Consider the following 22,348-nt stretch of genomic DNA (forward strand, 5'->3'; position numbering starts at 1 on the left):
GCCGCCAACGGCACCGCGTATCGCGCCGGATGAGGTTGCCCATGCCGATCGTCCGAATCCTCATCGTCCTGCTCGCGCTCGCTTCGCCGGCGTTGGCGCAGGACGGCGCCCGTGATGCGGCCGCCGCGGGCGAGGCCGCGCGGATGTTCCGCGCCTATGTCGATGCCGTGGCGAGAAAAGGGGGACGACCCGACCTGACCCGGCCGGAGACCGCCGCACTGCTCGGCCGCGTCTTCGATGTCGAGGCCCTGCAGGCGCTGCCGCCGGCGCAGGCGAGCGACATGAGCTGGCTGATGGACTGGATGGACGCGGCCAACGCGACCTCGAAACTGTTCGTGCTCTATGGTTCGAAGCCGGGGCCGCAGCCCGATCTCGCCGCGCTTCAGCGCAACATGACGGACTATGGCGACCAGTACGCGGCGGCGATGAACTTTGCCATCCGCGGCATGGCGCGCGAGGCGGTTGCGGGCCAGTTGTTCATGGCGAGCCTCGCGCCGGAGCAGCGCACCCGCATCCGCGAGGAGGGATTTACCGGCTTCCGCCGCAGCTCCGCCGAATTCATCCTGACCACCGTCTGCGCGGCGATCCAGGGCGCGGGCAAATCCGCCAACGCCCGCCTGGTCGCCGCCGCCATTCGCGACACGCGCGAGGTCTGGGCGAGCTTCCTGCTGCCGCAGGACCGGGCCCGCGTGCTCGAGCAGCTTGCCGACCTTCCCAGATGGGCTCCGGACGAGACGGCGCGAACCGATCTCGCCGCCTTCACGGCCGCGCTGCGAGCGGTGAATTGATTCGCTCTCCTCGTCAGGCCGCGGCGCGGCCAAGGTCGAGCGACGGCCCGCGTTTCGTCGGGAAGCTCAGAGCGACCGCGACCGCGGCGAGCCCGATCGCGAACGAGCCGGCATGCAGCCATGTGTAGCGCTGGAAATTGTCGAACACGAGCCCGCCAGCCCAGGGGCCAAGCGCCATGCCGAGGCTGGCGAACGCCGATACCGCGCCGAAGACGGTGCCCATGATGCGCGCGCCGAAGAACTCGCGGACCAGCACCGCATAGAGCGGCATCACCCCGCCATAGGCGAGGCCGAACACCACCGACAACGCGTAGAACTCGCCGAGCTGCGCCACGGCGAGATAAGTCGCGATGCACATCGCCTGCACGAACAGTCCGCCGACCAGCACCGGCTTTGCACCGATGCGGTCGGCCGCCGCACCCAGCAACAGGCGGCCGCCGAGGCCTGAGACGCCGGCGACGCTGTAGACCGTCACCGCCGTGAGCGGGGCGATGCCGCACACCATCGCATAGGACACCATGTGGAAGATCGGGCCGGAATGCGCGGCGCAGCAGGCGAAATGCGCCGCAGCGAGCGCGATGAATTGCGGTGTGCGCAGCGCCTGCGCCGCGGTCAGCTCGATCTGCGGTGCCGCGTCGCCGCTTGTCGGGGCCGTCGCGGCCGGTGCCGGTCGCACCAGGAAGCAGGCCGGGATCAGCAGCGCCCATGCAGCACAGCCGATCACCAGCATCGCGGTACGCCAGTCATAGGCGGTGATCAGCCAGCTCGCGGTCGGCGCGATCGTCACCGGCGCCACGCCCATGCCGGCGGAGACCAGTGCCACCGCAAGGCTCCGGTTCCTTTCGATCCAGGCGCTGGCGAGCGCCATCATCGGCGCGTAGAAGCTGCCGGCCGCAATGCCGATCAGCACGCCGAAGCAAAGCTGGAATTGCCACAGGCTGGCCGCCTGGCTCGCCGTGACAAGACCGAGCCCCAGCAGAACGCTTCCCGCGAGCACCACCATGCGCGTGCCGAACCGATCCGACAGCGCGCCCCACAGGAACGCGGCTACGCCCATGCAGAGGAAGTCCAGGGTTGCTGCCGCCGAGACGCCTGCGCGTGACCACCCCATCGCCTCCGAGATCGGCTGCAAGAACACCGCCAGCGACAGCATCGTGCCGAACCCGACACAGGTCATCAGCGCGCCCGCGGCGACCACGACCCAGCCATAGTCGAAGCGTGACGGCTTGCTCATGCGTTTCCCCGGCGCTGTTGGTTTTGTTGGTGGTGCGCGAGATGGATGGTGGCGCATCCGACGGCGGAGGGCAAGGCGGGACGGGCGGAATGCTGACACCGTCTGGCTCCGATGCTAGCATGTCTTTGCGACGTTGTTCTCTTGAAGCTCACACGCACAGCAACGCGTGAGGAAGCAAGTCCAATGACACTGGAAGCGCTCTGCAAGCTGCGTGCTTGCTGCAGGTTTTTCATGCCTGTCATTTTCGCCGCCGCGCTCGCGGTGCCGCTCGCAAGCGCACAGGACAACCGAAGCGCTCCCGACGAGCCGGGACCGGTGTTTTCGAATGGCGGTCCCGATGCCGAACTCTACGGCAAGGCATCCGGCTATCCGGCCGGCGCGCGGGGAACCAGCAACGAGCTCGACAAGCTGGTCGGGGCCTACAGCCATTTCGGCGACATCTATCCGTCGCGCCGGGTCGGTCGCGCCGCGACGCCCTGGTCGTTCAAGCGCGCGCCGGAGCCGACGATCGCCTACAGTTTCGATAACCAGCGGCTGAGCATCGCGGACTACCTCAAGCGCAACCCGGTGACGGGATTGCTGATCGCCAGGGACGACACGATCCTCTACGAGCATTATCAATATGCCCGGACCGACCGCGACCGCTTCCTGTCGCAGTCCATGGCCAAGACGCTTGTGGCCATGCTGGTGGGAATCGCGGTCTCCGAGGGGCGGATCAACTCGATCGACGATTCCGTCTCCACCTACGTGTCTGGGCTCGCAGGAACGGAATATGGCAGCACGTCCATCCGCGCCTTGTTGAACATGTCGTCCGGCGTGGAATTCTCTGAAGTCTATGACGGCAAGGACGACATAGCCCGGCTCGGGCGCGCGCTGTTCGTCGGTGAGCCGAAAGACCCCGCATCCGTCGTCGCGCAATTCAACACGCGGTCGACGCCGCCGGGCACCAAATGGCACTACGCCAGCGTGGAGACCGAGATCCTCGGCCTGGTGCTGCGCGCGGCGACCGGCACGCCGCTGGCTGACTATCTCCACGATCGCATCTGGAGCGCCATCGGCACCGAGGCGGATGCGTCGTGGGCGATCGACGGCAGCGGGCAGGAAATTGCATTCTGCTGCTTCAACGCCACCTTGCGCGACTATGCGCGCCTCGGGCGGCTGCTTGCAAACGACGGCGCCTGGGAAGGTCGTCAATTGATCCCACGGCAATGGCTGCTCGATGCCACGACCGTCAGACCGGGTGATGATCATCTCGCGCCGCGCGTGGCCACGCCTTATTTCGGCTACGGCTATCAGGTGTGGCTCCTTCCGGGTGAGCAGCGCAGATTTGCCCTGCTCGGCATCCGCGGTCAGGTCATCCTGGTCGATCCCGCCTCCAGGCTCGTCATGGTGCACACCGCGGTTCGCCAAAAGCCGTCCGAGCCGGGAAGCCTCAGGGAACCGCTCGCGTTGTGGTCCGCCGTGCTTCAACAACTCGGGAAATGATCTGACGGCACCCCAAGCCCGGAAATTCGACGGACCATGTCGGCACCGGCGGGTTTCGATCGTCCTTGGGTGGACACGTTCGGCCGGGGCAAGGACGGCCCCGACCGTCGCCTCGATCGCCATATTAAACTGGAGCACTGCCCATGAGGATCACCGTCGAAACCAGCGTCGCAGCCCCGATCGATCAGGTCTGGCAGGCCTACACGACGCCCGCCGACATCGTGAAGTGGAATGCCGCGTCTGACGATTGGCATACGACCAGGGCGACGGTTGATCTGCGGGAAGGCGGTGCCTTCTCATCCCGGATGGAAGCCAAGGACGGCAGCATGGGTTTCGACTTCGCCGGCACCTACACGAAGGTCGTCGCGCATAAGCGGATTGAATATATGCTCGGCGACCGCAAGGCCGAGGTCGAGTTCGTGCCCGGCCCGAACAGTGTCGTGGTCCGCGTCGTGTTCGATGGCGAGACGACGCATTCGGTCGAGCAGCAGCAGGCTGGCTGGCAGGCGATCCTCGACAATTTCAAGCGATACGTCGAGGCGAAACAGAGCGCGTGATCTCAGCGAGCCTAGCCCGACGCGGCCTGCATCAAAGACGCAGCGACGATGTCATCATCCCCCTGTTTTGCCCGACAAAGCAAACCGGCTTCGCATGACCAAAAAAGCCCAATGCCGCCAAGGGGTCGGCTACTGTGCATGGGGTTGTTTTCGCAATTTTTGCTTCGGCCGTGGCTAGCAGGTCGGACAGGACCCATCCAGCTCCATCGGCATGGCCGGGCCTGACCCGGCATCCACGTCTCCGACAAGCCGCAAAAAGAAAATGCCCGGGAGGTGCCCGGGCATGAGGGTGACTGGCGATCGATCAAAGGACCTTGCTGTCAGCTATCCACCTTCAGCGCGGCAATGAAGGCTTCCTGCGGGATGTCGACCTTGCCGAACTGCCGCATCTTCTTCTTGCCTTCCTTCTGCTTCTCCAGAAGTTTTCGTTTACGCGTGATGTCGCCGCCGTAGCATTTTGCGGTGACGTCCTTGCGCAGCGCGCGGACGGTTTCGCGGGCGATCACCTTGCCGCCGATCGCCGCCTGGATCGGGATCTGGAACATGTGTGGCGGGATCAAATCCTTCATCTTCTCGACCATGGCGCGGCCGCGCCCCTCCGCACGGGTGCGGTGGACCAGCATCGAGAGCGCGTCGACCGGCTCGTTGTTGACGAGGATCTGCATCTTGACGAGATCGGCCGGCTTGTAGTCGGTGAGATGATAGTCGAACGAGGCGTAGCCCTTGGAGACCGATTTGAGGCGGTCGTAGAAGTCGAACACCACTTCGTTGAGCGGCAGGTCGTATTTCACCATCGCGCGCGAGCCGACATAGGTCAGCTCCTTCTGCGAACCGCGGCGGTCCTGGCACAGCTTCAGCACGCTGCCGAGATATTCGTCGGGGGTGAGGATCGTCGCCTCGATCCAGGGCTCCTGGATTTCGGCGATCTTGACCACGTCGGGCATGTCGATCGGATTGTGGATCTCGATCTCGGTGCCGTCGTTGAGCTTCATCTTGTAGATGACGCTCGGCGCGGTCGCGATCAGATTGAGATCGAACTCGCGCGACAGCCGCTCCTGGATGATCTCCAGATGCAGCAGGCCGAGGAAGCCGCAGCGGAAGCCGAAGCCGAGCGCGGCGGAGGTCTCCATCTCGAACGAGAAGCTGGCGTCGTTCAGGCGCAGCTTCCCCATCGCGGCCCGCAGCGTCTCGAAGTCGTCGGCATCGACCGGAAACAGGCCGCAGAACACCACGGGGATCGCCGGCTTGAAGCCCGGCAGCATCTCGGTGACGGGCTTCCGGTCGTCGGTGATGGTGTCGCCGACGCGGGTGTCGGCGACTTCCTTGATCGCGGCGGTGATGAAGCCGATCTCGCCGGGGCCGAGCTCGTCGACCTGTGTCATCTTCGGCGTGAAGAAGCCGACGCGCTCGATGTCGTAGGCCGCACCCGTGCCCATCATGCGGACGCGGCTGCCCTTCTTCATGACGCCGTCGACGACGCGGATCAGAACGACCACGCCGAGATAGACGTCGTACCAGCTGTCGACCAGCAGCGCCTTCAGCGTCGCGTCGCGGTCGCCCTTCGGCGGCGGCAAACGGGTGACGATGGCTTCCAGCACGTCGGGGACGCCGAGGCCGGTCTTGGCCGAGATCATCACCGCGTCGGAAGCATCGATGCCGATGACGTCCTCGATCTGCTGCTTGACCTTCTCGGGCTCGGCCGCGGGCAGGTCGACCTTGTTCAGGACCGGTACGATCTCGTGATTGTTGTCGAGCGCCTGGTAGACGTTGGCGAGCGTCTGCGCCTCGACGCCCTGGCTGGCATCGACCACCAGCAGGGAACCTTCACACGCCGCCAGCGACCGCGAGACTTCGTAGGCGAAGTCGACATGGCCGGGCGTGTCCATCAGGTTGAAGATGTAATCCTTGCCGTCCTTGGCCTTGTAGGCGAGGCGCACCGTCTGCGCCTTGATGGTGATGCCGCGCTCGCGCTCGATGTCCATGGAATCGAGCACCTGCTCCTTGCCCGCCATCTCGCGGTCGGAGAGGCCGCCGGTCATCTGGATCAGGCGGTCGGCCAGCGTCGATTTGCCATGGTCGATATGGGCGACGATGGAGAAATTGCGGATGTTGGAAATGGGGACGGTCGTCATGGGCGCGGGATACCACTCACATCCCCGTGCGGCAACCATATTGCTGTAATTTCAGGGTCTTTCTTCACGCCAAGCTGATTCCACGCGTGCCCAAAACGCGCTAGGCAAGGGCCCATGTCGACCACTGCTTTACCGACCGCCAGAACGCGCACGAAGGCCCGCCTGAGCTTTGGCCGTTTCCGGGCCTGGCTGGTTGCCTGCGCGGTCCGCCCCGAGGCGAGATTGTGGCTGGTGATCCAGCTTGCCATCCTGCACGCAGTGCTCTGGACCTTCATCCTGATCAATCTGAAGGCGGCGCAGGACGTTCACATGGACGTCGCGGAAGCCTATGGCTGGGGCCAGAAATTCCTCTGGGGCTACGGCAAGCATCCGCCGCTGTCGGGCTGGGTCGCCGGGCTCTGGTTCATGGCGTTTCCGGCCGCGGACTGGGCCACCTATGCGCTGGCGATGGCGACGGTCGGTGCCGGCATGGTGATCTGCTGGCTCATCGCGATGCGCGTGGTGGATGCGCGGCGCGCCTTCCTGGTCGTGGTGATGGTCGCGCTCTACCCGATCTTCAATTTCAAGGGCTTCAAGTACAACCCGGATCTGCTCCAGCTGGTCACGCTGCCGCTGCTGGTGCTCGCTTATCTCAACGCGTTCGAGAAGCGCAGCTGGCAGTCCGGCCTCCTGCTCGGGTTGGCCGGCGCGCTGGCGCTGATGACGAAATACTGGGTGCTGACCATGATCGGCGCCATCGGGCTTGCCGCGCTGCTCCATCCGGAGCGGATGAGATTCCTGGCTTCGCCGGCGCCTTGGGTTGCGATTGCAACGATGGTCGTGGCGATGATCCCGCACGTGGTCTGGCTGGCGGATGCGCATTTCGTGCCGCTGACCTATGCCGGCGACACCTACAGCCTCGCAGACACCCGCCAGGTGCATCAGCTCGTCACCGGCTACATGCTGCACAATCTAGGACTGCTGGCATTGCCGGTCGCGCTCGCCGCGCTGGCGATGGCGCTGGTGCCGCCGTGGTTCACCTTGCTGCTGCGCGCGCCCTTGCGCATCGTCACGCGCGCCTGGGCGCGCGGCGCCAATTCGGGCGTCAACGTCTCGCAGGCGCTGAACGTGTGGATGATCCAGATCATCGTCGCGTTCGGCCCTCCGCTCGGCGCGCTGGCCTTCGGCGTCTACCTGAAGACCGATTGGGGCATCTCGCTGTTCTTCCTGGTGCCGCTCGCGCTGGTCGCGATTCCGGCGCTGCGGGTGCAGGGAACGGCGCTGTTCAACATCGCGGCGATCTGGCTCGTGCTCAGCGTTGCCACGCTCGCCGCCTCGCCCTGGATCGCCGCGCGCGAGATGACGGCCAATGCCGGCAACACGGCGACCTATGGCGCCCGCTCCGAGCTCGCACGCGAGCTGACCCAGGTCTGGCACGCGCGCTTCGCCTCGCGCTGGGCGGTCGTTGCGGGAACGATGGAGACGATCCAGCCGATGGTGTTCTACAGCCCGGATCATCCGGCCGCGTTCACGCCGAACGAGGCCTGGGGGTCCGGGCTGACCTCGCTCGACGACGCCAAAAGATACGGCTTCATCGGCGTGTTCGATGCGACCGACGACCGGCTGCCCAGGTTCGAGAAGTGGGTTTCTGAGGTCGCTCCGAACGCCGAGCGCATCGTGATGACGACGCGCCGCTTCACCCACGGCAAGCCCGGCCCGGCGATGAGCTGGAACGTCTTCATCGCGCCGCCGGGAAAATAGCGAAGGTCTCGCAGGGGACAAAGGCGCGGAGGCCGTGCCCACCATCTTTCGGCAATCGTGAGACACGCACGCTTTGCCTTGCCCGGCACGGAGCGCTTGGCGAGGGCCCTAAATCCCTTCCTCGTTGAACTTGCTTTCAACGAGCTCGGTAATGGCCGCGAGCGCGGCTGCCGCGTCGTTGCCGGCGGCGGCGACGGTGATCGTGGTGCCCGGTCCTGCCGCGAGCATCATCAGGCCCATGATCGAGGTGCCGCCGACGGTCTCGCCGCCGCGCGTCACCCAGACCTGCGCATCGAAGCGCTCGACCGCCTGGACGAATTTCGCGGAGGCCCGCGCATGCAGGCCGCGCTTGTTGATGATCAGGAGGTCCTTGGAGATCGCGCCCGCGGGCACGCCTGTCCCGGCTTGTGGCGCCTCGTCGCTCATTTGCCGGCGAGCACGCGGCTGGCGATGGTGACGTATTTGCGGCCCGCTTCCTGGGCCATCGCGATTGCGTCGGGCAGCGGACGCTCCTCGCGCACCTTGGCAAGCTTTACCAGCATGGGCAGGTTGATGCCCGCGAGCACCTCGACCTTGGGCCGGCTCATGCAAGATATTGCGAGGTTCGACGGCGTGCCGCCGAACATGTCGGTGAGGATCGCAACGCCGTCGCCGGAATCGACGCGGTTAACCGCCTCGATGATGTCGCTTCGGCAAAGATCGGAATCGTCTTCGGCACCGATCGTAATCGCTTCGATTTGCTTTTGTGGGCCCATGACATGTTCAAGCGCTGCCTTGAATTCGTCGGCAAGGCGCCCGTGGGTCACAAGTACTAGACCAATCATCGGAAAACTCCTCGCGGGCGCTTTTGGTGCACCGCACGAACGCGCCACTTTGACCATCCAGAGCCCCCGCGCAAGAGGGGATGTTGCGTATCTCCCTGAATCTAGACGGATGGATGAGGGGAGCTTCGCCGGTCTATTCGGTCGCGATACTGGGGTTCATATGGTTACCATTTCCCTTCAAACAATCGCCGGAAGAGTTAACGGAAGATGAACTCTTGGTAGTGGTCAAGGCCGCGACAACCAGCGGGAGGGGCGAATGGTCGCGGCCAACCGGGATTCGCGGTAATTCGACACCGAAAATGCTGATTTTCAGCGATTCGGCCGTCGGCAGGCGCTCGGCGTCGGCGGCATCCAGGTCGACCACGAGACCGACGGTCGCATGCTCCACAAAGTCGCAGCGGCGAATTCCGAGTCCCCGGATCTCGATCAGGCCGGCCAGTACCGGCGCGGGGCGGACCTCAATTTCATCGCCGACTGTCGCCAGATGGACACGGTCGTCCCCGACCAGGACGGCCGGCTCGATCACGCCGGAGCGTCCCGCCATGATCAAATCAAAGGCAAGGCGCGACTTGCCGGAGCCGGAGGGACCGCGGATCAGCACCGCCAGTCGGCCAACCCTGACCGCGGAGGCGTGAACGCTGGGCCCGCTTTCGTTCAGGCTGCCCTGGCTCATAGCGCCGGAAGCCGCACCACGAAGCGCGCGCCCGCGACCGTCGGCACGCCCTCGTCATCCGGCGGGCCTGCGCGGTTCTCGGCCCAGATGCGCCCGCCGTGGGCGTCCACGATCTGCTTGGAGATCGACAGGCCGAGGCCGGAGTTCTGGCCAAACCCCTGATGCGGACGATCGGTGTAGAAGCGCTCGAAGATGCGCTCCAGCGCGTCGTCGCGAATGCCGGGGCCGTCGTCGTCGACCACGATCTCGATCTCCCCGCGCGCGCGGCGGCAGGTGAGGCGCACCTTGCTGCCGGCTTCCGAGAACGACTGCGCGTTGGAGAGCAGGTTGGAGACCACCTGCCCGAGCCGTGAATCGTGGCCGGTCACGGCGAAGGCGTCGGTCGGGCTGCGGCCCTCGAAGCGGGTCTCGACCGCGACGTCATGGCCGAGCTTGGTCTCGTTGGCGACGGACACCAGCGTCGTCAGCAGGCGGCGCAAATCGACCGGGACGGCATCCTGGCGCTGCAATTCGGCGTCGAGGCGGCTGGCGTCGGAGATGTCCGAAATCAGCCGGTCCAGCCGCTTGACGTCGTGCTCGATCACCTCGAGCAGGCGCGCGCGGCTGTTCTCGTTGCGTGCCAGCGGCAGCGTCTCGACCGCGGAGCGCAGCGAGGTCAGCGGATTCTTCAGTTCGTGCGCAACGTCGGCGGCGAACATCTCGATGGCTTCGATCCGGCTGTAGAGCGCGCTGGTCATGTCGCGCAGCGCGCCGGAGAGATGGCCGATCTCGTCGCGGCGGCGGGTGAAGTCGGGAATCTCGATGCGGGCCTTGATGCGGCGGCGGACGCTCTCGGCGCTGTCGGCGAGCCGGCGCACCGGCCCGGCGATCGTGCTGGCGAGCAGCAGCGACAGCATGATCATGACCGCAGCGGCAACACCGCCGACCTTCAGGATGGCGAGGCGTTCGGCCGTGACCATCTGGTCGATGTCGTCGCCTTGCGTCGACAGCATCAACGCGCCGTGGATCGCGCGTGAGCGCAGCACGGGGACCGCGACCGAGACGATCACCTCGCCGCGGGCATTGACCCGCACCATCGAGCGCTTCTGGCCCTGGAGCGCATCGCCCACCTCGGCATAGCCGTTGCCGTTCTCGGGGCCGAGTTCGCGATAGAGCGGCAGGTCGCCGCGATTCAGCCAGGTGCGCACCGCGACCATGCCGCGCTCGACGAAGCCGGGCTTCTCGGCCGGCGGCGGCAGGTCGAGGCGCAGCACGTTTTCGAGGTTGCGGCTGTCGAGCAGCAGGCTGCCGTTCGGATCGTAGATGCGGGCGCGCGTCTTGGTCGGCGAGATCAGCGTGCGCAGCACCGGCGCCACGCGCTCAGGGTTGATCGGGAAGTCCAGCGGCGAATATTCGTCCGGGCCGCCATAGGTCTCGCCCGGCTTGAGGTCGAGCAGCCGGTCGGGATCGATGGTGATGGCGTTGGTCTGCACCGTGGCGGAGGCCGCGATTGCACCGGCGATGATCTCGGCCTGCACCAGCAGGCTCTGCGCCCGCGCGTCGATCAGGCCGGCGCGGAATTGCGACAGGTACAGGATGCTCGCCACCAGCGCGACGAGGCCGGCGAGGTTGAGCGAGACGATGCGGCGGGTCAGGCTGGAGAAGGACAGCGCGAAGAAGAATTGCCCGGCGCGCTTGAGCCAGTTCAGCGGGCGGAAGCCCCTCTGCGGCTTGTCCTCGACGACGTGCTCGGAAACGCCGTCGGATGCGATATCCCCGGCGCTCTGGTTCTCATCAGGCTGCGTTCGGTCCAGCAATGCTTACGCCCGCGTTAGGACAGCTCGTATGAAAGGGTCCCCGCATCCTAGAGCCATCCCGGTCGTGATGGAATCAGAACCGGCAATGCTCTCAGTCTTCGTGCAGGCGCCTCGCGCCTCAGGCTTCCTTGAAGCGGTAGCCGACGCCGTAGAGCGTCTCGATCATCTCGAACTCGTTGTCGACCACCTTGAACTTCTTGCGCAGCCGCTTGATGTGGCTGTCGATGGTGCGGTCGTCGACATAGACCTGATCGTCATAGGCGGCGTCCATCAGCGCATTGCGGCTCTTCACCACGCCGGGCCGGGTCGCCAGCGCCTGCAGGATCAGGAATTCGGTGACGGTCAGCGTCACCGGCTCGTTCTTCCACGTGCAGGTATGCCGTTCCGGATCCATGCGGAGCAGGCCGCGATCGAGCGCCTTGGCGTCGTTCTCCTTGGGCGCGACGGTCGGATCCTTCGGCGCCGAGCGGCGCAACACCGCCTTGACGCGCTCGACCAGGAGGCGCTGCGAGAACGGTTTGCGGATGAAGTCGTCGGCGCCCATCTTGAGGCCGAACAGCTCGTCGATCTCTTCGTCCTTGGAGGTCAGGAAGATCACCGGCAGGTCGGACTTCTGCCTGAGGCGGCGCAGCGTCTCCATGCCGTCCATGCGCGGCATCTTGATGTCGAGGATGGCGAGATCGGGCTGGGTGGTGCGGAAACCGTCAAGCGCGGAGGCGCCGTCGGTGTAGGTCATGATGCGGTAGCCTTCGGCTTCCAGCGCGATCGAGACGGATGTGAGAATGTTGCGGTCGTCGTCGACCAAAGCGATTGTGGGCATGAGCCTCTGCTTTCTGCTGTCCGTTTGGGTCGTGGCTTGAAACGGCGAGCAATCCACTGATGCGCCGCATACATGGGTGCCGAATTGGCGTTCGAACCTTGTCACCGAGCAATGCAAGCTGGGCTGAAGTGTGACCAAGTTCCACGAAACACGGCAGATTCGCCGCATGTCGACCCATAACCAAGCCCTCGTTTACCCGAAAAAAGCCCCCCCTTGCAACCACCTGAACCGAGAAAGCCGATGCAACCGACCCCTGATTTCGACCCCGCAAAGCTCGCCAAATCCCTGCTGCGGCGATCGCGGCAGGGGGCCTTGGCCACCCTTATGGTCGGCAGCGGCGACCCCTATTGTTCCCTGGTCAATCTGGCCAGCCATCCCGACGGCTCGCCCATCCTGCTGATCTCTGGCCTCGCCGTACATACGAAGAACATCCTGGCCGATAGCAGGGTCTCGTTGATGCTGGACGAGCGCGCGGCGGGCGATCCGCTGGAAGGCGCCCGGATCATGCTGTCCGGCCGGGCTGAGCAGGCGGAGTCCGACAAGGATCTGCTCCAGTGGCGGTATCTGAATGCGCATCCGTCGGCGGAAGCCTTTGTCTCCTTTAAGGATTTCTCCTTTTTCCGCATACGCCCGACGGGAACCCATCTGGTCGCCGGCTTCGGCCGGATCGTCGACCTTAAGCCCCCTCAGTTCCTCACCGACCTCGCCGGCGCCGAGGATCTGCTGGCGGCGGAGGAAGGGGCTGTCGCGCATATGAATGCCGATCATCGCGACACCATGGGCCTCTATGCGACCAAGCTCCTTGGCGCTGCCGCGGGTGACTGGCGCTGCACCGGCTGCGATCCGGAAGGCCTCGACCTGCAGGACGGCCAGACCGCGTTGCGGCTGGACTTCCCGGAGCGGGTGACGGACGGCACGTCGCTGCGCAAGATGTTGGTGCGCCTGGCTGGCGAAGCGCGCACGAAGGTGGACCAGAACGTAAAGAATTGAACGCCGCGAGCCATCGCTGCGACCCAAGACGGTCAGGTCGTTAGGCTCGCAGCGAGAAGGGTTCATGACGCGTCGTCGTTTGGCATTGGCTGCGGGTCTGGCGCTCGCGATCACCACGTCGTTTGCCGCGCCGGGCCTTGCCCAGAAGGCCGACCTCTCGGCGCAGAGCGCGCGCATCAATGCTCTCCGCAGCGCCGGCAAATATTCCGAGGCGCTGCCGCTGGCGCAGGCCATGGTGACCTCGCTCGAGAATACCACCAACAGCCGCGATCTTGCCGCCGCACTCAACAATCTCGGGCAGATCCACGCCGATCAGGGCCACGACGATCAGGCCGAGCCGCTCTACAAGCGGGCCATTGCTTTGATGGAGAAGGGGACCGGTCAGGGCAGTGTCGAGATCGCGCCGCTCCTGAACAATCTGGCAGCACTCTATCAGCGGCAGAGCCGCTTCTCCGAAGCCGAGCCGCTGTTCAAGCGCGCGCTGGCCGTCAGCGAAAAGAGCCTGTCGCGCGAGCATCCCGATGTCGGCCGTGCTCTGAACAATCTCGCCACGCTCTACGTGAAGCAGGAGCATTTTGCCGAGGCCGAGCCGCTGTTTCAGCGCGCGCTTGCGATCTACCAGAAGGCCGCCGGGCCCGAGCATCCCGCGGTTGCCACCGTCCTCAACAATATCGGCCAGGTCGATCGCGACCTCAACCGCGATGCGGATGCCGAAGCGCCGATCAAGCGCTCGCTCGCGATCCGCGAAAAGGTGCTGGGGGCGGATCATCCCGACGTGGCGCGCTCGCTCAACAATCTCGCCGGGCTTTACGAGCACCAGCAGCGCTATGCCGAGGCCGAGCCGCTCTATCGCCGCGCGCTGTCGATCCGCGAGCGTGCGCTCGGACCCGATCACCCCGATGTGGCGACCTCGACGAACAATCTCGCATACTTCCTTCAGGTGTCGGGCCGCACCGCCGAGGCCTTGCCGTTCGCGCAGAGAACGCTTGCCGCCAATCGCGCACAACTGCGTACCGTGCTGCCGGTTCTGTTCGCCGCGCGGCAGCAAACGCTGCTGTCGAACGACAAGGCGCTCGACGAGGCGATCGGTGCGATCCAGCGCGGCACGCAATCCTCCGCGGCCTCTGCCGTGAACAAGCTTGCGGTGCGATTGGCCGCCGGGAGCGACCGGCTCGCCGAACTGGTGCGCCGCGAACAAGATCTCGCGGCCGAGGCCGAGGCGCTCGACAAGGCCATCATCACCGCGGTGTCGAAGCAATCGGCGCAGCGCGACGTCGCAGCCGAGCAGCGCAGCCGCGCGCGGATCGCTACGATCGCGAACGAGCGCGCGGGCTTGCAGAAGATGCTCGCGCTCGAGTTTCCCGACTACGCCTCGCTCTCCAATCCGCTGCCGCTGGCGGTGAAGGACATCCAGCCGCTGCTGTCGGCCGATGAGGCGATGGTGATCTATTCGGTCGTCGACAAGCAGAGCTATGTCATCGCGATCACGCGCGACGGCGCCGACTGGAAGGAGATCCCGCTCGGCGCGGACGCGATGGCGCGGAAGGTGTCGGCGTTCCGCAGGGGGCTGGATGTCGGCAAGGCGCGCGATGCCTCCGGCAAGTCGGGGCTGTTCGATCTCGCGCTTGCCAACGAGCTCTATGCCGCGCTGCTCGGCCCGGTCGAGGCACTGACAAAGGACAAGCGCAATCTCTTGGTCGTGCCATCGGCGGCGCTGACCGCCTTGCCGTTTCATCTGCTGGTGACGGAGAAGCCGCAGGCTGCGATCCCGGACCGGCTCGAAGGGTATCGCGACGCCGCCTGGCTGCTGCGGCGTCAGGCCGTCTCGGTGCTGCCCTCGGTGATCAGCCTGAAATCCCTCCGCGCCTTCGCCCGCAGGGATCAGGGCGTGAAGCCGATGACCGGCTTCGGCGATCCCGTCTTCAACCCCGCTACCGAAGGACCCGCCGACCGTCGCGCCGCAGGCGGCAAGGTCGCGGCGCGCAGCATTGCGACGATTGCCTATACCGATTTCTGGCGTGGCGCGGGCGTCGACCGCGCGCGGCTTGCGCAGGCGCTGCCGCAACTGCCTGACACCGCCGACGAGCTGACTGCGGTGGCAAGAGACGTCGGCGCTACTGATGCCGACATCCATCTCGGACGCGACGCCAGCGAAACGACGCTGAAGCGTGCAGCGCTTGCTCAATACGGCATCATCTACTTTGCCACCCATGGTCTCGTTGCCGGCGACGTCAAGGGACTGGGCGAGCCGTCGCTTGCGCTGTCGATTCCAGATCAGCCGTCGGAGCTCGACGACGGCCTTCTGACCGCGAGCGAAGTGGCCGAGCTCAAGCTCAACGCCGATTGGGTTGTGCTGTCGGCCTGCAACACCATCGCCGGCGACAAGCCCGGTGCCGAAGCGCTGTCCGGATTGGCGCGCTCGTTCTTCTACGCAGGAGCCCGCGCGCTGCTGGTCTCGCATTGGGCCGTGGATTCGGAAGCCGCCACCCGCCTCACCACATCGACGTTCGAGCTGCTCAAGAAAGAACCGAAAATCGGCCGTTCCGAAGCCTTGCGCCGCGCGATGTTAACCTTTGTCGATGACACCTCCTCGCCCCGTAATGCCTATCCCGCGATGTGGGGACCTTTCGCATTGATCGGCGAAGGCGAGGTACGATAAGCCGGCAGCCGGAATTGTGCGTCGCAAAAACCCTGATTAACGTCGAATTGCACGTTTGGTTGCGCGATCATCTGGGATTTTGTGGTGCACATGCTCAAAGCTGACATGCGCGACGTTTGGCGCGGTCCTTGAATAAACCAAATCCTGCGGGATCGGCTTGGCAACGCCAGCGTTCATGATTATTAGGTCGTTCAGCCGAGGCCGAATGGCCCTTTCATCACGGTGACTGCGATGGCGCTCAAACTTGGTCGCGCTGAATGTCGCGGGTTCTAGGAGGATTTTTCGTGCAAGAGACGGGCGTGCGCAACGGTGCCTTCGGCGCCGACAAGTTCGGCTTAAAAAATCTCAAGCAGGTTCACTGGAACCTCGGTGCGCCGCAGCTCTATCAATACTCGCTCGCTGCGGGCGAGGCGGTGCTGTCCGCTGACGGCGCGCTCTGCGCCGACACCGGCGAGTTCACCGGGCGCAGCCCGAAGGACAAGTTCACGGTGCGCGACGCCACCACCGACAAGAAGATGTGGTGGGCCGGCAACCAATCCATCACCGCAGAGCAGTTCGAGACGCTCTATCAGGATTTCCTCAAGCACGCCGAAGGCAAGAAGCTGTTCGCGCAGGATCTCTACGGCGGCGCCGATCCGGCCTACCGGATCAAGACACGCGTCTTCACCGAGCTCGCCTGGCACTCGCTGTTCATCCGCACGCTTCTAATCCGCCCCGAGGCGATCGAGCTGTCGACCTTCGTGCCGGAGCTCACCATCATCGATATGCCAAGCTTCCGCGCCGATCCGAAGCGTCACGGCTGCAAGTCGGAGAACGTCGTCGCGATCGACTTCGCGCGCAAGATCGTCCTGATCGGCGGCTCCTACTACGCCGGCGAGATGAAGAAGTCGGTCTTCACCACGCTGAACTATTATCTGCCCGAGCGCGGCGTGATGCCGATGCATTGCTCGGCCAATGTCGGCGCCAAGGGCGACACCGCGATCTTCTTCGGCCTGTCGGGCACCGGCAAGACCACGTTGTCGGCCGATCCCAACCGCACGCTGATTGGCGACGACGAGCATGGCTGGGGCCCGAACGGCGTCTTCAATTTCGAGGGCGGCTGCTACGCCAAGTGCATCAAGCTGTCGCAGGAAGCCGAGCCGGAGATCTACGCGGCATCGACGCGCTTCGGCGCGGTGCTCGAGAACTGCGTGCTCGACGAAGACACCCGCGCTGTGGATTTCGACGACGGCTCCAAGACCGAGAACACCCGTTCGGCCTATCCCCTCGACTTCATCCCGAACGCCTCGCGCACCGGCCGCGCGCCGCAGCCGAAGAACGTGGTGATGCTTGCCGCCGACGCCTTCGGCGTGCTGCCGCCGATTGCAAAACTCTCGCCGGCGCAGGCGATGTACCACTTCCTGTCCGGCTACACCGCCAAGGTCGCCGGCACCGAGCGCGGTCTCGGCAACGAGCCGCAGCCGGAATTCTCCACCTGCTTCGGCTCGCCCTTCCTGCCGCTCGATCCCTCGGTTTACGGCAACATGCTGCGTGACCTCATCGCCCAGCACAATGTCGATTGCTGGCTGGTCAACACCGGCTGGACCGGCGGCAAGTACGGCGTCGGCTCGCGCATGCCGATCAAGGTGACGCGCGCGCTGCTCACCGCCGCGCTCGACGGTTCGCTTCGCAACGTCGAATTCCGCACCGACAAGTATTTCGGCTTCGCGGTCCCGACCGCGCTGCCCGGCGTGCCCGCCGAGATCCTCAACCCGGTCAACACCTGGAAGGACAAGGACGAGTTCGACAAGACCGCCCGCGCGCTGGTCGGCATGTTCCAGAAGAACTTCGCCAAGTTCGAGGCCCAGGTCGACGCCGAGGTGCGCGCTGCCGCCCCGGAGGTGAAGCTCGCGGCGGAGTAATCTTCGCCCGGTTTGAATTGCAAGAGGGCGGCCGCGAGGCCGCCCTCTTTGTTTGTGCCGGGATCTTTCCGTCGTCATTGCGAGCGCAGCGAAGCAATCCAGAATCCCTCCGCGGAGAGATTCTGGATTGCTTTGTCGCTGCGCTCCTCGCAATGACGAGTTTGAAAATCAGCTCACGCCTTGAAATACGCCATCTGTGTCGTGGTTGCGAGCAGCCTGCCGTTCGGCGACCACAATTCGGCATTCTGGTCGGCGTAGCTCTTGTGCATGATCTTCGAATCGGCCGTCGCCAGCACGCGTGTGATGTTCTCGGCCGCGAGCGCCTCGCTGTCGGTGTGGAAGTAGGTCGTCAGCGACACCGTGCCGAACGGCACCAGCTCGCGCCGCGCGTGGAAGATGCGGCCGAAGAAGGCGTCGGACATCGACATCAGCGACGGCATGTCGAGCTTGCGCGGCTCGCGGTCGCTGATCCAGATCTTCGAATAGGTGCTGGCAAGCTCAGGCTGCGGCGGGCCGATCCGCATCTCGCCCTCGACGAAGCGGAATTCGTACTGGTTGGCCCAGGAGGCCTTGATCTTCGGGAACGGCAGGGTCTCCTCGAATGGCTTTGCTTCCGGATATTGCGCCACCCGGTGCTCCCAGGACGGCCGCCGCTCGGCGAACACGGCGGTGGCGAGCGTTGCGACCTCGCCGCCGTCCTGGCTGAGTTCGACGCTCCAGTGCTGGCTTGAGCGGTTGGCCTTCACCAGCCGCACGTCGAGATCGAACGGCCCCTTGGCGATCGGCGCGCAATAGTTGACGGTGAGGGCGAGCGGGTCGCCGGCGGCTTGCGGATGCTCGATCAGCGCGCGCAGGATGGTGGCGGCGGTGACGCCGCCGAACGGACCGACAAAGGCCCAGTAATCGTCGCTGGTGTGCCCCTGCCAGCTGGAGTCGCCGGCGGTGACGCGGGTGGCGTCGTCGAAGGGATGCGGAAGCTTGGCGTGCATTTGTCGATCCGGCGTTCAATGACGGACGTCATATCACGTCCGTCGCCGGCTTGTGCAACTACCTGCGGGGTAACGCCGCTTCCACGGCGCGGAAAAATCAGCCGGCGGCGTCGCGCAGGTTGGGCAGCAGCGGTGTGGTCGGATTCACCGGCACGTTCCAGATTTCCTCGGCATATTCACGGATGGTGCGATCCGACGAGAACCACGCCATGCGCGCGACGTTGAGGATGGACGCGCGGGTCCAGGCCGGCGCCACCAGCCAGCGCGCATCGACGCCGCGCTGCGCCTCGTAATAGGAATCGAAATCGGCGCTGACCATGTAATGGTCGAGATAGCGCAGCGCATGCGCGATCGACTCGAAACGTCCGGGGTCGCCGGGCGAGAACTCGCCGGCACCGATCGCGTTGATGGCGCGCGAGAGCTTCGGCGAATTGCGGATCACGTCGGAGGCGTCCAGCCCCTGCTTGCGCCGGATCATCACGTCGCCCGCTTCCATGCCGAAGATTGCGATGTTCTCCGCGCCGACATGGTCGCGGATCTCGATATTGGCGCCGTCGAGCGTGCCGATGGTGAGGGCGCCGTTGAGCGACAGCTTCATGTTGCCGGTGCCGGACGCCTCCATGCCTGCGGTCGAGATCTGCTCCGACAGGTCGGCCGCGGGAATGATCACCTCGGCGAGACTGACATTGTAGTCCGGCAGGAACACGACCTTGAGCTTGCCGCCGATCGCGGGATCGTTGTTGACGACCTCGGCGACGTCGTTGATCAGCTTGATGATCAGCTTGGCATAGCGATAGCTCGCCGCCGCCTTGCCGGCGAAGATTTTCACCCGCGGCACCCAATTGCCGGTGGGATCGTCCTTGATCGCCTGGTACAGCGCGACGGTCTCGATGATGTTGAGCAGCTGGCGCTTGTATTCGTGGATGCGCTTGATCTGCACGTCGAACAGCGCGCTCGGGTCGACCTTGATGCCGAGCCGTTCGCCGATGAGGCGCGCCAGCGCGGTCTTGTTGTGAAGCTTGACGCTGCGGAACCTCTTCTGGAATTCGACGTCGCTGGCGCGCGCCTCGATCAGGCTGAGCTGGGTAGGATCGTCGAGCACGGCCTCGCCGCAGGTCTCGCGCAACAGATCGGTCAGCCGCGGGTTCGCCAGCATCAGCCAGCGCCGGAAGGTGATGCCGTTGGTCTTGTTGGTGATGCGGCCGGGATAGAGATGGTTGAGATCGTGGAACACCGTCTCGCGCATCAGGTCCGAATGCATCGCCGAGACGCCGTTGATGCGGTGCGAGCCGACGAAAGCGAGCTGGCCCATGCGCACGCGCCGGCCGCTCTTCTCGTCGATTAGCGAAACCGAGGCACGGAAATCGATGTCGCCGGGGCAGCGCGCTTCGGCGAGCGCCAGATGCTGCACGTTGATACGGTAGATGATCTCCAGGTGCCGCGGCAGCAGCCGCTCGAACAGCTCGACCGGCCAGGTCTCCAGCGCCTCGGGCAGCAGCGTGTGGTTGGTGTAGGAGAGCGTGGCGACCGTGACCTTCCAGGCCTCGTCCCAGCGGAAATTGTGCAGATCGACGAGGATGCGCATCAGCTCGGTGACGGCAAGGCTCGGATGGGTGTCGTTGAGCTGCACGGCGACCTTGCTCGACAGGCTGCGCAGCTGGCCGTCCGAGGCAAGGTGCCGCTTGATCAGATCCTGCAGCGAGGCCGAGACGAAGAAATATTCCTGGCGCAAGCGCAACTCGCGGCCCGCCGGGCTCTCGTCGTTCGGATAGAGGAATTTGCAGATCGCTTCGGCGCGCGACTGCTCGGCGCTGGCGCTGACATAGTCGCCCTTGTTGAAGGCATCCAGCTTCAACGGATCGGGCGAGCGCGCCGACCACAGGCGGAGCGCGTTGACGTGCTGGCCGCGCCAGCCGACGATCGGCGTGTCATAGGCGATCGCCTGCACGGTCTCGCCCGGATGCCAGATCGCGCGGTCACGGCCCTTGTCGTCGACATGCTCGACGCCGCCGCCGAAATTGATGTCGTAGATCACCTCGGGCCGCTGCAATTCCCAGGGATTGCCGAAGCTCAGCCATTCGTCCGGATATTCCTGCTGCCAGCCCTGGTTGATGATCTGGCGGAACAGGCCGTAATCATAGCGAATGCCGTAGCCGATCGCGGGGATCGACAGCGTCGCCATGCTCTCCATGAAGCAGGCGGCGAGGCGCCCGAGGCCGCCATTGCCGAGGGCTGCATCCGGCTCGCATTTGCGCAGCTCCGGCAGCGAGACGCCGAGATCGCCGAGCGCGACCTCGAAGATCTTGAGCAGACCCATGTTGTTGAGCCCGTCGCTGAAGAGACGGCCGATCAGGAATTCGAGCGAGAGATAATAGACGCGCTTGCGGCCCGCATCGTAGCTGTGCTTCTCGGCCGTGAGCCAGCGATGCACGACACGGTCGCGCAGCGCCAGTGCCGCGGCCTGGTACCAATCGTGCTTGGTCGCCATGCCCGCATCCTTGCCGATGGCAAGGCGCAGCTTCGCCAGGATCGTGCCCTTGATCTCGGCCAGCGCGAGTTCGTCGATCGGCTGGACGGGGGCGGGAAAACTGGGCTGGAACGATTGATCTTGCAAAGCCATCACTTCCTGGTCGAACACATCACTAACCCTACGCGTCCTGCCGCTGCACCGGAACTGTCACTGAAGCGGTCGTGCACTGCGTTGGCGTAAATTTATGCAAGGAACGGGCCGATTTGGGAACCCGGGCGAGCACGGAGAAACCGGGATTCGACGATAGATTGCCGGTCAATTCAGCCATCAGTGTGGAGGAATGATCTGCGAAAACGCCGAGCGGCTTCACGCTGCCTTGGCCTGCACCGTATCGCAAAACTCGGCGAGACGATCCGCAAGGCGCAGCGTCGCCGGGCTCGCATCAGGCGAGGCCATCAGCGCGACCTCGGTCTTGTTGATCGGCGCAAAACCGTCCTTCGCCGTCAGCACGCGGTGGTCGGACTGGATCGACATCTCCGACAGGATGCTCAGCCCCATGCCGGCGGCGACCGCGGCCTGGATGCCTGACAGGCTCGACGAGGAATAGGCCATGTGCCAGGCGCGGCCGACGCTTTCCAGCGCGTGGATGGCGCCGGCACGGTAGAGGCAGCCGGACGGGAAGCCGATCAGCGGCACGGACGCGGCGTGGACGTCGACAGGATGGCTCTTGCTGGTGACCCAGTGGACACGCTCCGGCCAAACCGCGATCGCGCCCTTCTCGCCGGCCGCACGCTTGAACAACGCAAGATCGAGCTCGCCGCGTTCGAGATCGCGCGCCAGATGCTTGCTCTGATCGGCGCGCACGTCGAGCCGCAGGCCCGGATGCGAGCGCGAGAACGCCCCCAGCAGTTTGGTCAGCCGGTACGCCGCGAAATCCTCGGGGATGCCGAGCCGGATCGCGCCTTCGCCGTCCGGCTGGCGCAGCACGTCGCGCGCCTCCTCGGCGAGCGAGAGCAGACGCCGCGCATAAGACAGCAGCCGTTCGCCGGCCTCGGTCGGGCGCACGTTCTTGCCGTCGCGATGCAGCAGCACCTGGCCGACGTCGTCCTCCAGCCGCTTGATCTGCTGGCTGACGGTCGATTGCGTGCGGTGGACGCGCTCGCCGGCGCGGGTGAAGCCCCCGGCCTCGACCACCGAGACGAAGCTGCGCAGCAGCTCGAGATCGAGCATGGCGGCCTCCATTCGAAAATCAACTGATCATGAGTTAATCATTTAATTTCCAAATGGCAA

17 protein-coding genes are annotated in these 22,348 nt (G+C 65.1%); 7 read left to right on the forward strand and 10 right to left on the reverse strand.

The features are described from left to right. Window positions 1-41 precede the first annotated feature (41 nt). Complete coding sequence (locus JQ580_RS12590) at window positions 42-788, forward strand: hypothetical protein (RefSeq protein ID WP_212280373.1); 747 nt, start codon at window positions 42-44, stop codon at window positions 786-788. A 13-nt stretch (window positions 789-801) separates the two neighbouring features. On the opposite strand, the gene JQ580_RS12595 is transcribed toward JQ580_RS12590, so the two are convergent. Then, window positions 802-2,022 carry an MFS transporter gene (locus tag JQ580_RS12595; protein WP_212280374.1) on the reverse strand — a complete coding sequence of 407 codons (1,221 nt, stop codon included), beginning with the start codon at window positions 2,020-2,022 and terminating at the stop codon, window positions 802-804. Window positions 2,023-2,253: 231 nt separating this feature from the next. Between JQ580_RS12595 and JQ580_RS12600 the strand changes: the two genes are divergently transcribed. Together JQ580_RS12600 and JQ580_RS12605 are read left to right on the forward strand one after the other, a co-directional pair. Further along, window positions 2,254-3,507: a serine hydrolase domain-containing protein gene (locus JQ580_RS12600; RefSeq protein WP_249134139.1), complete on the forward strand. Its 1,254-nt coding sequence runs from the start codon at window positions 2,254-2,256 to the stop codon at window positions 3,505-3,507. A 143-nt stretch (window positions 3,508-3,650) separates the two neighbouring features. Continuing rightward, the gene (locus JQ580_RS12605) at window positions 3,651-4,064 is read left to right on the forward strand and encodes an SRPBCC family protein (RefSeq protein WP_212280376.1); all 414 of its coding nucleotides are present in this window, start codon (window positions 3,651-3,653) and stop codon (window positions 4,062-4,064) included. Window positions 4,065-4,384: 320 nt separating this feature from the next. On the opposite strand, the gene lepA is transcribed toward JQ580_RS12605, so the two are convergent. Next, window positions 4,385-6,196: a translation elongation factor 4 gene (gene lepA / locus JQ580_RS12610; RefSeq protein ID WP_106949439.1), complete on the reverse strand. Its 1,812-nt coding sequence runs from the start codon at window positions 6,194-6,196 to the stop codon at window positions 4,385-4,387. 114 nt (window positions 6,197-6,310) lie between these two features. On the opposite strand from lepA, the gene JQ580_RS12615 reads away from it, so the two are divergent. Beyond that, on the forward strand, window positions 6,311-7,936 hold the full coding sequence (locus tag JQ580_RS12615; RefSeq protein WP_212280377.1) for a glycosyltransferase family 39 protein: 1,626 nt from the start codon (window positions 6,311-6,313) through the stop codon (window positions 7,934-7,936). A 108-nt stretch (window positions 7,937-8,044) separates the two neighbouring features. On the opposite strand, the gene JQ580_RS12620 is transcribed toward JQ580_RS12615, so the two are convergent. From JQ580_RS12620 to JQ580_RS12640, 5 genes are all read right to left on the reverse strand, one after another. Continuing rightward, window positions 8,045-8,362: an HPr family phosphocarrier protein gene (locus JQ580_RS12620; protein ID WP_212280378.1), complete on the reverse strand. Its 318-nt coding sequence runs from the start codon at window positions 8,360-8,362 to the stop codon at window positions 8,045-8,047. Then, window positions 8,359-8,760, reverse strand: a complete 402-nt coding sequence (locus JQ580_RS12625) for a PTS sugar transporter subunit IIA (RefSeq protein WP_007597752.1) — start codon at window positions 8,758-8,760, stop codon at window positions 8,359-8,361. Before JQ580_RS12625 ends, JQ580_RS12620 begins: the two co-directional genes overlap by 4 nt. Window positions 8,761-8,893: 133 nt before the next feature. After that, entirely contained in the window at window positions 8,894-9,418 is a 525-nt protein-coding gene (locus JQ580_RS12630; RefSeq protein ID WP_212280801.1) for an HPr kinase/phosphorylase, read from the reverse strand. 11 nt (window positions 9,419-9,429) lie between these two features. Beyond that, window positions 9,430-11,229: a sensor histidine kinase gene (locus JQ580_RS12635; protein ID WP_212280379.1), complete on the reverse strand. Its 1,800-nt coding sequence runs from the start codon at window positions 11,227-11,229 to the stop codon at window positions 9,430-9,432. A gap of 118 nt (window positions 11,230-11,347) precedes the next feature. Continuing rightward, window positions 11,348-12,049 carry a response regulator transcription factor gene (locus JQ580_RS12640; protein ID WP_008542552.1) on the reverse strand — a complete coding sequence of 234 codons (702 nt, stop codon included), beginning with the start codon at window positions 12,047-12,049 and terminating at the stop codon, window positions 11,348-11,350. Between the two features lie 240 nt (window positions 12,050-12,289). Here JQ580_RS12640 and JQ580_RS12645 point away from each other — a divergent pair, with 240 nt between their 5' ends. The 3 genes from JQ580_RS12645 to JQ580_RS12655 all read left to right on the forward strand — a co-directional run bounded on the left by JQ580_RS12645 (window position 12,290) and on the right by JQ580_RS12655 (window position 17,599). Continuing rightward, the gene (locus JQ580_RS12645; protein ID WP_212280380.1) at window positions 12,290-13,039 is read left to right on the forward strand and encodes a HugZ family pyridoxamine 5'-phosphate oxidase; all 750 of its coding nucleotides are present in this window, start codon (window positions 12,290-12,292) and stop codon (window positions 13,037-13,039) included. Window positions 13,040-13,103: 64 nt separating this feature from the next. Next, window positions 13,104-15,698, forward strand: a complete 2,595-nt coding sequence (locus tag JQ580_RS12650; RefSeq protein ID WP_212280381.1) for a CHAT domain-containing tetratricopeptide repeat protein — start codon at window positions 13,104-13,106, stop codon at window positions 15,696-15,698. Window positions 15,699-15,982: 284 nt separating this feature from the next. Then, window positions 15,983-17,599 carry a phosphoenolpyruvate carboxykinase gene (locus JQ580_RS12655; protein ID WP_212280382.1) on the forward strand — a complete coding sequence of 539 codons (1,617 nt, stop codon included), beginning with the start codon at window positions 15,983-15,985 and terminating at the stop codon, window positions 17,597-17,599. A 173-nt stretch (window positions 17,600-17,772) separates the two neighbouring features. Here JQ580_RS12655 and JQ580_RS12660 read toward each other — a convergent pair whose 3' ends face one another. The 3 genes from JQ580_RS12660 to JQ580_RS12670 form a co-directional block, all read right to left on the reverse strand. Beyond that, on the reverse strand, window positions 17,773-18,588 hold the full coding sequence (locus tag JQ580_RS12660) for an acyl-CoA thioesterase (protein ID WP_212280383.1): 816 nt from the start codon (window positions 18,586-18,588) through the stop codon (window positions 17,773-17,775). A gap of 97 nt (window positions 18,589-18,685) precedes the next feature. Next, complete coding sequence (locus tag JQ580_RS12665) at window positions 18,686-21,202, reverse strand: glycogen/starch/alpha-glucan phosphorylase (protein WP_212280802.1); 2,517 nt, start codon at window positions 21,200-21,202, stop codon at window positions 18,686-18,688. Between the two features lie 222 nt (window positions 21,203-21,424). Beyond that, entirely contained in the window at window positions 21,425-22,288 is an 864-nt protein-coding gene (locus tag JQ580_RS12670) for a LysR family transcriptional regulator (protein ID WP_212280384.1), read from the reverse strand. Between the last annotated feature and the right edge of the window lie 60 nt (window positions 22,289-22,348).

It is taken from the genome of Bradyrhizobium sp. SZCCT0148, from assembly GCF_018129985.1.
Classification (GTDB): Bacteria; Pseudomonadota; Alphaproteobacteria; order Rhizobiales; family Xanthobacteraceae; genus Bradyrhizobium; species Bradyrhizobium japonicum_H.